The 12,539-nt window shown below is 38.8% G+C and carries 16 protein-coding genes; 11 read left to right on the top strand and 5 right to left on the bottom strand.

What is annotated here, in order from left to right; all coding sequences use genetic code 11:
- The first annotated feature begins 6 nt into the window (after positions 1 to 6).
- Entirely contained in the window at positions 7 to 1,149 is a 1,143-nt protein-coding gene (locus ACF8D3_RS09160; protein WP_392471195.1) for an ABC transporter permease, read from the top strand.
- A gap of 14 nt (positions 1,150 to 1,163) precedes the next feature.
- Positions 1,164 to 2,894: an ABC transporter ATP-binding protein gene (locus ACF8D3_RS09155; protein ID WP_392471194.1), complete on the top strand. Its 1,731-nt coding sequence runs from the start codon at positions 1,164 to 1,166 to the stop codon at positions 2,892 to 2,894.
- Positions 2,895 to 2,945: 51 nt separating this feature from the next.
- On the opposite strand, the gene rluB is transcribed toward ACF8D3_RS09155, so the two are convergent.
- The 3 genes from rluB to ACF8D3_RS09140 are packed head-to-tail and all read right to left on the bottom strand — an operon-like array spanning position 2,946 to position 5,323.
- The gene (gene rluB, locus ACF8D3_RS09150) at positions 2,946 to 3,890 is read right to left on the bottom strand and encodes a 23S rRNA pseudouridine(2605) synthase RluB (protein ID WP_004881173.1); all 945 of its coding nucleotides are present in this window, start codon (positions 3,888 to 3,890) and stop codon (positions 2,946 to 2,948) included.
- A gap of 42 nt (positions 3,891 to 3,932) precedes the next feature.
- Entirely contained in the window at positions 3,933 to 4,532 is a 600-nt protein-coding gene (gene scpB, locus ACF8D3_RS09145) for an SMC-Scp complex subunit ScpB (protein WP_392471193.1), read from the bottom strand.
- Complete coding sequence (locus ACF8D3_RS09140; RefSeq protein ID WP_061393293.1) at positions 4,529 to 5,323, bottom strand: ScpA family protein; 795 nt, start codon at positions 5,321 to 5,323, stop codon at positions 4,529 to 4,531. The genes scpB and ACF8D3_RS09140 overlap by 4 nt, the downstream gene beginning before the upstream one ends.
- Before the next feature lie 239 nt (positions 5,324 to 5,562).
- On the opposite strand from ACF8D3_RS09140, the gene ACF8D3_RS09135 reads away from it, so the two are divergent.
- Positions 5,563 to 6,294: a GNAT family N-acetyltransferase gene (locus ACF8D3_RS09135; RefSeq protein ID WP_392471192.1), complete on the top strand. Its 732-nt coding sequence runs from the start codon at positions 5,563 to 5,565 to the stop codon at positions 6,292 to 6,294.
- 152 nt (positions 6,295 to 6,446) lie between these two features.
- A complete protein-coding gene (locus tag ACF8D3_RS09130; protein WP_007481117.1) occupies positions 6,447 to 6,929 on the top strand; it encodes a hypothetical protein in 483 nt (160 codons plus the stop codon).
- Positions 6,930 to 7,029: 100 nt separating this feature from the next.
- Here the strand turns inward: ACF8D3_RS09130 and ACF8D3_RS09125 are convergent, their stop codons facing one another.
- Together ACF8D3_RS09125 and ACF8D3_RS09120 are read right to left on the bottom strand one after the other, a co-directional pair.
- Complete coding sequence (locus ACF8D3_RS09125) at positions 7,030 to 7,647, bottom strand: L-threonylcarbamoyladenylate synthase (protein WP_004881165.1); 618 nt, start codon at positions 7,645 to 7,647, stop codon at positions 7,030 to 7,032.
- Between the two features lie 89 nt (positions 7,648 to 7,736).
- Entirely contained in the window at positions 7,737 to 8,399 is a 663-nt protein-coding gene (locus ACF8D3_RS09120) for an elongation factor P hydroxylase (RefSeq protein ID WP_007481122.1), read from the bottom strand.
- 96 nt (positions 8,400 to 8,495) lie between these two features.
- Here ACF8D3_RS09120 and ACF8D3_RS09115 point away from each other — a divergent pair, with 96 nt between their 5' ends.
- The 7 genes from ACF8D3_RS09115 (at position 8,496) to acpP (ACF8D3_RS09085) (ending at position 12,421) form a co-directional block, all read left to right on the top strand.
- Positions 8,496 to 9,056 (top strand): DUF177 domain-containing protein, encoded by a 561-nt coding sequence (locus tag ACF8D3_RS09115; RefSeq protein ID WP_004881163.1) that lies wholly within the window; start codon positions 8,496 to 8,498, stop codon positions 9,054 to 9,056.
- 78 nt (positions 9,057 to 9,134) lie between these two features.
- Complete coding sequence (gene rpmF / locus ACF8D3_RS09110) at positions 9,135 to 9,320, top strand: 50S ribosomal protein L32 (protein WP_004638135.1); 186 nt, start codon at positions 9,135 to 9,137, stop codon at positions 9,318 to 9,320.
- Between the two features lie 197 nt (positions 9,321 to 9,517).
- Positions 9,518 to 10,504 (top strand): ACP S-malonyltransferase, encoded by a 987-nt coding sequence (gene fabD, locus ACF8D3_RS09105; RefSeq protein ID WP_004881162.1) that lies wholly within the window; start codon positions 9,518 to 9,520, stop codon positions 10,502 to 10,504.
- Positions 10,501 to 11,235 (top strand): 3-oxoacyl-ACP reductase FabG, encoded by a 735-nt coding sequence (gene fabG, locus ACF8D3_RS09100; protein ID WP_392471191.1) that lies wholly within the window; start codon positions 10,501 to 10,503, stop codon positions 11,233 to 11,235. Before fabD ends, fabG begins: the two co-directional genes overlap by 4 nt.
- A gap of 86 nt (positions 11,236 to 11,321) precedes the next feature.
- Entirely contained in the window at positions 11,322 to 11,558 is a 237-nt protein-coding gene (gene acpP, locus ACF8D3_RS09095; protein ID WP_004655272.1) for an acyl carrier protein, read from the top strand.
- Positions 11,559 to 11,744: 186 nt separating this feature from the next.
- Positions 11,745 to 11,987, top strand: coding sequence for an acyl carrier protein (acpP, locus tag ACF8D3_RS09090; RefSeq protein ID WP_392471190.1), 243 nt, complete (start codon positions 11,745 to 11,747; stop codon positions 11,985 to 11,987).
- Positions 11,988 to 12,178: 191 nt separating this feature from the next.
- Positions 12,179 to 12,421 (top strand): acyl carrier protein, encoded by a 243-nt coding sequence (gene acpP / locus ACF8D3_RS09085; RefSeq protein ID WP_004881157.1) that lies wholly within the window; start codon positions 12,179 to 12,181, stop codon positions 12,419 to 12,421.
- Positions 12,422 to 12,539 lie beyond the last annotated feature (118 nt).

The raw sequence follows: 12,539 nt of genomic DNA, 5'->3' as shown, positions 1-12,539 counted from the left end.
GGGAATATGCTGAGTATATTATTGAAAAAAAAGGCAGCTACTTCATCTAACACAGCTTCGTCAGGATTATGGCGGTTAGCAATGCGACGTTTAAAAGCAGATCGTATTGCGATGGCTTCTTTATTCGTGGTGTTGTGCTATTTCTTGGTGTTGATTTTGTCTGCGACGGGTGTGATTGCTTCAGACTGGAATAAAGAGGTTGCGGTAAGTTACGCACCCCCGAGTTTCATCGGTGCAGATAAGAGCGATAATCAGGCTGAGCAAAAAACTGAGGTGATTGAAGCTTTACCAGAGAATCCTGTTGATCCTTTAAAAGATGTGATTCATGAATTAAATGCTGAAATTGCTAAAGAGCAAAAAACAGGTTCACCAGTTGATTATTATGGTGTGGTCGATCCACTCGCAGAAGATATGCAAGCGATTGATCAGCAACTTGATGGACATTTACTTGATCAACAAGTCGAACTTAAACAAACCTTGCCATTTGGGGCTGATAAATGGGGACAAGATGTCCTATTGAAAACCATTAAAGGTGCAGAAACCTCTATTCTTGTAGGATTGTTATCGGCTTTGCTTGCTGTTGTCATCGGTACATTTTTGGGGGCAATTGCGGGTTACTTTGGTGGTTGGGTGGATGATGTCTTGAACTGGTTCTACAACATTTTTACCTCCATTCCTTATTTACTCTTGGTTCTTGCAATTGCTGCGGTACTTCAACAAAAAGGAATTTTGTCAATTGTTCTGATCTTAGGCTTGACAGGCTGGACAGGCGTATTTCGTCTCATCAGGGCAGAATACATGAAACATAAGTCACGCGAATATGTCCTTGCTGCCAAAGCGATTGGTGTGAGTCATTTACGTCGTATGTTTATACATATCTTTCCAAACGTTAGCCATATTGCCTTAGTGCAGATTTCAATTTTAGTTGTCGCATTTATCAAATCAGAAGTGATCTTGAGTTTCTTGGGTTTTGGTGTTCCTGTTGGCGTGGTGTCATGGGGCAGTATGTTGAATGAAGCGCAAAGTGAATTGATCTTAGGGAAATGGTGGCAATTGGCAGCTGCATCAATTGCAATGGCAGTATTGGTGACAGCATTTTCAATGTTCACTGATGCATTACGTGATGCATTAGATCCTAAACTGAAATAGCGGAGTGAAATAAGATGAATTATCATGATCAAGAAACGCTATTAAATGTCGAAAATCTTCATGTCAGTTTTAAGGGTGAAAATAAACAGTGGATTGAAACGGTCAAAGGCATTTCATTTTCGATTCCTAAAAATAAAACAGTCGCTTTGGTCGGAGAGTCGGGAAGTGGTAAATCCGTAACCTCGCTTGCAATTATGGGCTTGTTACCCAAAGGTCAGAGTCAAATCGCCACACAAAGTCAAATTACATTTGAAGACAAAGACTTGTTAAATCTTTCTATGAGTGAAATTCGGAATATTTGTGGTAAAGAAATTGCCATGATTTTCCAAGAGCCGATGTCTTCTTTGAATCCTGTTTTTACGGTTGGCGATCAAATTGCTGAAGTGTTACGAATTCATCTTGGCATGGGGCGTAAACAAGCACGAGCGCGCGTACTTGAGTTGTTAAAAGAGGTGGGGATTCCGTCACCTGAGACCAAGATAGATGCTTATCCAAGCCAGCTATCAGGTGGTCAACAGCAGCGGATTATGATCGCAATGGCGATTGCTTGTGAACCGAAATTGTTGATTGCCGATGAACCGACCACTGCACTCGACGTGACCATTCAAAAGCAAATTATTGATTTATTAGAGTCACTACGCCAACGCCGTCAAATGTCGATGCTGTTCATCACTCATGATTTGGCATTGGTCGGTGAAATTGCCGATCAAGTGATTGTAATGCGTCACGGTGAAATTCGTGAATGTGGCGAAGCCAAGCAGGTGCTCGAACAACCAAATGACGTTTATACACGCGCTTTATTGCATTGTCGTCCTCAGTTATCAGCTCGTCCTTATCGTTTACCTGTGACCAGTGACTTTATGAAACAGGAAAATGGTAAATTGGTTGAGGCGATTAATTTATCCACCTTTCACTTGCAAGAGCGTACACGTGGTGTAACAGGTGAAGAACCGATTGTGTTGGATGTGAAAGATTTGAAAAAGTCTTTTTATAGTCGTAAAGGGCTATGGGGACGTGATGAGTTTCAAGCAGTTAAAGGCGTATCTTTTCAACTGGCAAAGGGTAAAACCTTAGGGTTAGTCGGGGAGTCGGGTTCAGGTAAAACCACCATAGGTCTATTGTTAATGCGCTTGCATGAAGCAACTGGTGGTCAAGCCTTAATCGATGGAAAAGATATTTTGGCAATGTCTGAGAAAGAGTTTGCTCAGTATCAACGGAAAATACAGATCATTTTTCAAAATCCTTATGCATCGCTTAATCCACGTTTTACGATTGGGCAGATTCTACTTGAGCCGATGCGTATTCATGGCATTGGTCAAGACGATACGGAACGTAAGAAAATTGCTTTAGAGCTATTAGAGCGCGTCAGTTTACCTGCTCAAGCTTATGATCGTTATCCACATGAGTTTTCGGGTGGTCAGCGTCAGCGTATTGCGATTGCACGATGCTTAACTTTAAAGCCTGAGATTCTGATTTGTGATGAATCCGTTTCAGCGTTGGATGTATCGGTACAAGCTCAGGTGTTGAATTTACTGCAAGATTTACAGGATGAATTCGGTTTGAGTTATATTTTTATTTCACATGATTTATCCGTTGTGAAATATATTTCGGATCAAGTGATGGTGATGAATCATGGTGAATTGGTTGAGATTGCCAATTCAGATGAGTTATATCTACATCCACAGCATGAATATACGAAGAAGTTACTGAATGCGATTCCTCAAGGGGTGACTTCAACGCATTAACAGTAATAAAAAACGCTCTAATAAGAGCGTTTTTTATATCAGTACAAAGGATTAGAACTTCTTAAAACCTTTATTGAAACCAATCGTTTTACGACCGTTACTATTATTGCCATTACCACTTGAACGTTGTTGTGGTTGATCTTGTTCATCATCACGACGTTGTTGACGTAAATAACCACCACGACGAGCTGCCATTGGTTTATCAGTCATACGTTCAGTACGACGTTTTGCCATACCAAATAAACCTGTACCTTGACGCGGTTTTAACTCAACTGATTTCGCTAAGTTATCAATATCCGTTTTATCCAGCTCCATCCAACGACCAGTACGCAATTCGCGTGGCAGAATCACGGTACCGTAACGGGTACGTAATAGACGGCTTACTTTTAAGCTTTGTGATTCAAAGATACGACGTACTTCACGGTTACGACCTTCTTTTACAACCACTTGATACCAACGGTTGATACCGTCACCACCAATTTCAGAGAATGACTCAAATTTTGCTGGGCCATCTTCAAGTTCCACGCCTTTGAGCATGTTGTTGCGAATTTGCGGTGTGACTTCACCCATAACACGTACAGCGTATTCACGCTCAACTTCATTTGAAGGGTGCATTAAACGGTTTGCAAGTTCACCATCATTTGTGAATAACAAAAGACCTGTACTGTTAATATCGAGACGACCAACCATCACCCAACGATCATTAGCGATTTGAGGTAAATGATCAAATACAGTTGGGCGCTTTTCAGGATCGTTGCGTGAGCAAATTTCACCTTCAGGCTTATAGTAAATTAAAACGCGACGACGAATTTCGTCTTCAACTTGGAATTGTACTTTACGACCGTCTATACGAAGTTCATCTGTTGGTTCGATACGTTCGCCGACTTGCGCAATTTTACCATTGATGCTGACACGACCAGCAGCAATGACTTCCTCCATATAGCGACGCGAGCCAAGCCCGACTCTCGCTAACACCTTTTGTAATTTTTCACTCATGACAGCACAACCTTAGACATAATGATCAACAGTTCACCTTTCTCAGGACTTCGGCGCATGCGCGTCAAGTGCCATGAATGCTTCCTTGGCGTTCTGTAGGGGAGGCAATTGACCTAGCGAGGCTAAACCAAAAGCATTTAAAAATTGGGGCGTTGTCACTAACAACGCAGGTCTTCCAGGCAAATCTCTAAAACCAGACTCTTTGATCCAGTTCCAGTCAAATAACGTTCTTAAATTTTGACTATTATTTGATACACCACGAATTTGTTCAATATCTGCACGAGTAACAGGCTGATGATAAGCAATCACAGCAACCGTTTCGAGTAACGATGGTGATAGTTTCGTTGGGCGTTCAGGCCACACTTGAGCAATAATATTTCGATATTTTGCTCGGACTTGAAAGCGAAAGCCTTGTGCAGTTTCAATCAGTTCAATTGAACGGCCATGTTGCAACATCGCAAGTTGCTGCAAAAATGTACGTAATTGCTGTTTATTATATTGGTTTTGAAAAGCTTCTTTTAGTCTTGCAAGAGAAACTGGTGAGTCACTGGCAAATAAAATCGCTTCAATTTGTAGCAATACATCATGATGAATATCTTCTAAAGACATTCCTTCATTGGTATCAAATTGATCTAAACTCATGCAGCAACTCCTTGAATGGTTAAAGGAGCTTCAATACCTGTATGAATAATTTGGATTCTTTGTTGACGGGTGAGTTCAAGAACCGCCATAAATGTCACAACCATTCCCATACGACCTTGCTTGGGATTTAATAGTTCAATAAAACTGAGTGCTTCGCCTGATGCCAATTGGCTTTCAATAAATGCAATTCGTTCTTCAAGTAAAACTGGCTCTTGTGCAACAACATGTGTAACAGGTTCTGGACGATTAAAAACACAAAATAATGCATCATGCAAAGCTTCGACATCATAACCTTCATAAATTGGAGCAATATGACCGATACTGACATTGGCACTAAAGGTATCCCGCTCAAAAATTGGCATTTGACCGAGTCTTTCAGCAGCTTGTTTGATGCGTAAATAGGTTTCTAGACGATCAATCAGTTCTTGTTTTGGATCTTTTTCAAATTGGTCGATTGCTGTTGGTTTCGGTAATAACAGGCGAGACTTTAGATCAGCCAATAAAGCAGCCATCACCATATAATCTGCGGTCAACTCGATATTGAGTGACTTCATACTATCCATGTATGAAAGATATTGAGTTGCAATCGGAGAAATATCTAACTGTAGTAAATCAAAGCCATTCTTTTGAATTAAATAAATCAAGAAGTCTAAAGGACCTTCAAATTGTTCAAGTAAAATTTCGAACGCAGCTGGGGGAATGTACAAATCTTCAGGTATGACTTCTTGCCACTCGTCGAGCACGCGAATGGAAGGAGTTAACTCCGATGTAGAGGGAAGAATTTGGTTCATTACCGTTATAAGCCACGCGAATTTTCAAAAGCATGAAAGAGATTTTTTGTGTACTTGAGATGACACAAGCCGCAAAGAGCTACGCTATTCTAATCGAAATGCCTCATTTAATAAATTACTCACTTACAAAAACCTTAAGCTTCTTAGGGTATTTTTTGTGTTTATGCGCTATCGCATAGGTCATAGATATAATTTATGGTTAAATTAAATACTGAAATGATGCTAAACCATAAATTTCAATGAAAAATTACTTAAAAACGCAGCAAAATTTACTTGGTCAGGAAGTCGGCTATTCCATTGATAACCCTATTGTATGTCAGCAACTACAAACCAATTTGTTTGGGCATAGTGTAAGGTTGTTGAACACTTTAAATGATCTGACTGAGCTTGCAATAGATCAAATTTGGGAGTGTGTAGCCACTGAACCAAATGATGGGTGTTGGACTTATCTTCCATATCAACCTCCATCTGATCGAGAGAAGTTAAAGCTGTCTTTACTCAATCTTTTTGGTTTTAAAGATTCAACGCATTTTTTGATTGAAGTGAACGGAGAAGTTCATGGATGGATTGCGTTATTAGATCCTAGGCTTGAGCATGGCGTTATTGAAATAGGTAATGTTTATTTCTCACATAAAATGAAAAAATCTAGAGCTGCAACAGAAGTTATCTTTTTATTATTACAACAATGTTTTAAGCAAGAATTTCGACGTGTTGAATGGAAATGTGATGACGCGAATCAACCATCTAAAGCAGCGGCCTTGCGCTTTGGTTTTCAATACGAAGGACTATTTAGACAAGATCGTATTGTCAAAGGGCGTAATAGGAATACAGCATGGTTTTCAATCATTGATGAAGAATGGTCTGATTTAGAGCAAGTCTATCAATACTGGCTAAATTCAGAAAATTTTGATGCAAATGGTATTCAGAAAAAGCGTTTATCTGACTTCATGTCAGTATTTACAAGTTTATGATCGAAACAATAGCCTTTTTGTTGTCTGTCGGAAATATAAAATGGTTTTAAAATTTTAATATGATTTTTATTGTCTTTCGACATAATTTATTAATAATGAAGCTATAAATAATTTTAAATTTCATCACTATAAGTTAAATAATTTGGGGTCGTATGAATATCAAATTTATTACAATTGGTTTGGTAATTATTGGTGCATTATATTTTGGTACAGAAAAATATTGGCAGCATGAATTTGAGGAACAACAGCGTAACGAACTTAAAAGCCTTACATTTGATGAAAAAATGCAAGAAGAAATTAGAGGCTTGCCAATCAAAGGAGATATTTTGAATCAATATCCAAATATTTTCTTATATATGAGTTTTACTGCTGATTTACCAAAGAATATAGAAACTCAAATTAAGTCAAAATTAGCAGAGAATAGTCAAAAATTGATATGTCGTTATTTTTCTGAGGTATCCGATCAAGATGATAAATATAAAGATCGTGCTAAAGCAATCGTTAATGTTATTGAGGAAGATAATATAACAATGACATACATAGCAAAAAACCGCTTAGGTGATATTTTGCTTGAACATAAGCAAGTCTTGTCACAGTGCCCTGAATTTATAAATTTAAAGCAAAGTATTTCATAGCATATTAGCCTTTAATCTATTAAAAATAATTAAAAAATCTTTTTAACTTATTTTAGCAGTTTAAAACGCTTTCAGTTTTAGGCTGCTAAACTCAATATTGTTATTCAAACGCACTGACATCACCGACGCCACGACGAACGATTTCTGGGTTTTCACCCGATAAATCTACGATACTGGTAGTTGATAAAGTGCCAAAACCACCATCAATAAACACATCAATACGTTTGCCTAACTGATTTTCAATATCGTAAGGATCATCAAGTGGATCTTTTTGATCAGGTAAAATTAATGTACTGGTCAATAACGGTTCACCAAGTTCTTGCAGTAATGCTTGAGCAATTGGATTACTTGGAATACGTAAGCCAATGGTTTTTTTCTTTGGATGCATCAATCGCTTAGGAACTTCACTTGTTGCAGGCAGGATAAAAGTGGTTACGGCAGGGGTATTGTTCTTGAGGAGTCGATACATCGCATTGTCGACTTTGGCATATGTGGCAATATCGGATAAATCACAACACATAATTGCATACTGATGTTTTGGGCCTAAGCCACGAATTTGTGCAATTCGCTCCATTGCATTCTTATTTCCGATTTGGCAACCAATCGCATAGGCTGCATCTGTTGGATAGACAACGACATCACCAGCACGAATACGGTCAACGGCTTGAGTAATCAGACGGGCTTGTGGATTCTCAGGATGAATATGTAGATGTAACATGATTAAACTCCCTGATTGATATACCGTTAAATTGAGTATGAAACTTGTTGCTGCTGAGATGCAAGTGTTTGCTGTGGTAATTTTGTCATTTAATTCAGCGATTCACGTTTAAATTCATCAAGTTGTAATGGCTTTCCATTGCGAGTACAGATACAGATGTAATGAATAAAATGTGCCGCATCAAGAGGCAATTTTGCTTCACCAGAAAAATAACGTTGAACTTGCATAAAAACATTGTCTTTAAAATGCTGTCCATTTCCGCCATCACCTGTCAGATTGTCGAGAGACACGCGAAATTTACGACCAAATGCAATCGCAAATAACCATTCTATCGCTTGTGGTTTAATTTCCACCTGTTCAAATAACGCTTGTTGTTCTGCACTTCGACCATCTGGTGCGTACCAATAACCAAGGTCTGGTAATAGTCGACGTTGTGCTCCAGAAATCGTCCAATGACTGATTTCATGCAGAGCGCTATTAAAAAAACCATGCGCAAATTGGATTCTTGCGGGATGTTCTATAGTTGCTGGGAAATATTCTGGTTCAAAATCACCTTTAACAAGCGTGACATTATGGTGGGAAAACCAGTGATTAAAGTGTAAAATAAGCCAATCAACTTGTTCTGCTTCTGTTGTTAACTTTTGCCAAGATGAACGTTGCACTTGATCGGGCGTTAATGCAGGAACAGATGTTGAATGGGTGCTAACAAGTAATGAAGTTGTTACTTCAAGTTGCGGCTGCAACAGGTGCATTGCTTAATTTACCCCGAGTTCTGTCTAAAGAAGTGCAAAATTGTATCTTAATCTTTGACAGAGTACCGATGAATTTGTAGAATTGCCGCCTTAATTATGTCAGCAAATACCTTTCCGGCACAGATTGAGCCGTTTAAATGGGCTGAACAGGGCTTTACATGGTCAGGCACACTGCCATTGTCTCGCTTTGCTCGTATCGCTCGTGAAGCTGTTGGATCAATTAATGATCAATTGATCAACATAGACTGTAAGCTATCAATGGATGCCTATCATCGCATTGTATGGTTAGATGCACATGTTGAAACAAAAGTTCCGATGGAATGCCAACGTTGTTTGGATACTGTTGAGACTCCACTTGTTTTAGATGTTCGTTTAGCTTTGATTGATGATGAGTCACTGATAGAGCGCTTGGATGAGGATGCTGATTTCATCGTTTTAGGTGAAAGTGAATCTTCGAAAAAAGGTGATTTTGATACACCTGCTTCGATTGATTTGCTCGCATTGCTAGAAGATGAATTGTTATTGTTGATGCCTCTATCTCCCAAACATGATGTTTGTGAGCATAAACATCAACCTGTCGTTCAGGAAGTTGTCGAAGAAAAGCGGGATAACCCGTTTGATGTTTTGGCAAGTTTGAAAGGCAAACTTAACTCATAACACAATTTGTGTTATTATGTTGAGTTAAGACAACTGAATTTTTTCTGATCCATTTTTCGATCTTTGTAAGGAGCCATCATGGCCGTTCAGCAAAACCGTAAAAGTCGCTCTCGCCGTGACATGCGCCGTTCACATGACGCTTTAACCGAGAATGCATTATCTGTAGACCAAACTACTGGTGAAACTCATCGTCGTCACCACGTGACTAAAGACGGTATTTACCGTGGTCGTCAATTATTCGCTAAAGCAGCTGATGCTGAATAATTGAGTCATATGCATTAAGCGTTAGCTTAAAGTATAAAAAAAATGGGAGCGAAAGCTCCCTTTTTTGTTGTTTTTCGCAATTATAAAACGATTTAATCAATGGTAAATTGCCGCATCGGGAAAGAGTCTGTTGTCATTCTCATGTAAAATCATGAGTGTTGATGAAATTGGCGATAGACCATTTGAAGGATTTTTATATGTCGACTAAACGACTTGAGCAGGCTGCTCAAGCAACAAAAACTGCATTTGTTTTTCCTGGTCAGGGTTCACAAAAAGTAGGTATGTTAGCTGAACTTGCTGAGCAATTTAGTGTGGTTCAAGAAACTTTTGCTGAGGCGTCTGAAGCGCTTGGTTTTGATCTTTGGCATATCGCGCAAAGCGGAGAAGGTCTAGATCAAACTGAGAATACTCAGCCTGTCTTACTTACAGCAAGCATTGCATTGTGGCGAGTTTGGTTAGAGCTTGGGGGCGTTGCACCAAAATACTTGGCTGGTCACTCTCTTGGCGAATACAGTGCGTTGGTTGCGGCAGAAGCGATGACGCTTGCAGATGCAGTTAAGTTGGTTAATTTACGTGGTAAGTTAATGCAAAGTGCTGTTCCTCAAGGTGAAGGTGCAATGGCTGCGATTCTTGGCTTGGCAGATGAAAAAGTGATAGAGCTTTGCCAAAAAGCGTCTGCTACAGGACAAGGTTCAGTTGAGGCAGCCAATTATAATGCTCAAGGTCAAGTTGTGATTGCTGGAAGTGCAGCTTTGGTTCAACAAGTGATGGCTGAAGCAAAAGAGCAATCAGGCAAAGCAATCGCATTACCAGTTTCAGTACCGTCTCATTGCACATTGATGAAGCCAGCAGCAGAAAAGTTTGCTGAAGCTTTGGAACAAACTGCCATTGAGCTACCACACCTTCCTGTAATACAAAATGTCAACGCGGAAATCGCGACAGATGTTGCTCAGTTGCGTCAAGCTTTAACGGCTCAATTGTACGAATCAGTACAATGGACCAAGACGATGCAATATCTACAAGATCAAGGTATTCAGTATGTGGTTGAGTGTGGACCAGGGACTGTACTTAGCAATCTTGCAAAGCGATTACCGAACATAGAAAAAGCTTTTGCCATTGATAGCAAAGCTCGGATGGAAGATGCCCTAAACGCAGTGTTAGTGGCAGAAGGAAAAATTGCATGACACAACAACGAAAAGTTGCGTTAGTGACAGGAGCAAGCCGAGGAATTGGCGCAGCAATTGCACAGCAACTCATTCAAGACGGTTTTTTTGTAGTTGGTACAGCCACTTCTGAATCAGGCGCGCAAAAACTCACAGAGAGCTTTGCAGAGAATGGTGCAGGCGCAGTATTAGATGTTCGTGATGGCGAGGCGATTGATGCACTTGTTTCAGATATTGAACAAAAATACGGTTCGGTTTTGATTCTCGTAAACAATGCGGGTATTACCAAAGACAATTTATTATTGCGTATGTCTGAAGATGATTGGGATGACATTCTCAATATCCATCTCAAAGCAGTCTACCGCTTATCTAAGCGTGTGCTGAAAGGTATGACCAAAGCTCGTTTTGGGCGCATTATTAATATCAGTTCTGTTGTTGCGCACTTTGCTAACCCTGGTCAAACAAACTATTCAGCTGCCAAAGCTGGTATTGAAGCGTTTAGCCGTAGTTTAGCAAAAGAGATGGGTAGTCGTCAGATTACTGTAAATAGTGTTGCACCAGGCTTTATTGCAACTGAAATGACTGATCAGTTAAGCGAAGAGATTCGTAAAAAAATGACTGATCAAGTCGCTTTAAATCGTCTAGGTGAACCTCAAGATATTGCTGATGCAGTGAGTTTCCTTGCTAGCGATAAGGCAAGTTACATTACTGGTACAGTTTTACACGTAAATGGTGGTTTATACATGGCCTAAGTGGTGATGTATAAACTTTTAAAAATTTTTATATTCAATTAAACTAGTGGCAAATTAAAACGCCACAAGCAATGAGGAGAATTCCTGTGAGCGATATCGAACAACGCATCAAACAAGCAGTAGCTGAACAATTAGGTATGCGTGCTGAAGAGATTAAAAACGAAGCATCTTTCATGGATGACTTAGGTGCTGACTCTTTAGATTTGGTTGAACTTGTAATGTCTTTTGAAAATGATTTTGACATCACGATTCCAGATGAAGATTCAAACGAAATCACAACTGTTCAATCTGCAATTGATTACGTAACCAAAAAACTTGGTTAATCATATTGCATGATCAAAAGCCACCGAAAGGTGGCTTTTTTATCTGTTCAACTTTTTAACTGGATAGATATATAAATATCTTTACAAGAAAAAATAAACGATCAACATGAAAAGGATTTATTTAGGTGTATAAATTTTATTCAATTTAAAATAACAGACTAAATCATAACAACAAAAGGAAATATTATGAGTATCGAAATGCGAGTTAAAAAAGTTATTATTGAAAAACTTGGTGTAGAAGAGCAAAAGGTCGTACCTAGTGCACTTTTTGTCAATGACCTAGGGGCTGATTCTATGGATCTCGTTGAATTGCTCATGGGTTTTGAAGAAGAATTTGGCTTTGAAATCCCAGATGAAGATGCCGAGAAAATTACGACAGTCCAAGCTGTAATTGACTATATAAGAACTACTGTTGGAGACGATATGTAATCGTATAATCCAATTTAACGATCAAAGGCTACCGTAAGATAACTTTTTATATGTTTAATTTTTATTTGAGTAAATATAAATTTTTTTACAAGAAAAAATAAATGATAAATATGCAAAGAATTTATTTGAGTGTATAAAGTTTATGCTATTTAAAAATAATTGATTAAACCATAACAACAAAAGGGAATTTTATGAATATAGCAGAGCGTATTAAAGAGATCATCATTGAGCAACTTCGTGTAGATGCAGATGAGGTTGTGCCTAGTGCATCTTTTACAGATGATTTAGGTGCTGATTCGTTGGCTGTTGTTGAGCTGATTATGGCTTTGGAAGGGGAGTTTAGTATCCAAATTCCTTATGAAGAAGCAGAAAAAATCATCACGGTTCAATCTGCAATTGATTATATGACCAATATTGTGGGAGAAAATGCTTAAATTACACCGTATTTTGAGCAGGTTAAAAGCTACCGTTAGGTGGCTTTTTTGTATTTAAAAATACGTGAATCTGCGAGTTTTATATAAGTTTTAGCGTATATACATATGTTTACAAGAC

It is taken from the genome of Acinetobacter sp. YQ_14 (assembly GCF_043102985.1).
Classification (GTDB): Bacteria; Pseudomonadota; Gammaproteobacteria; order Pseudomonadales; family Moraxellaceae; genus Acinetobacter; species Acinetobacter venetianus.
This window is presented reverse-complemented; position numbering and strand designations above follow the sequence as displayed.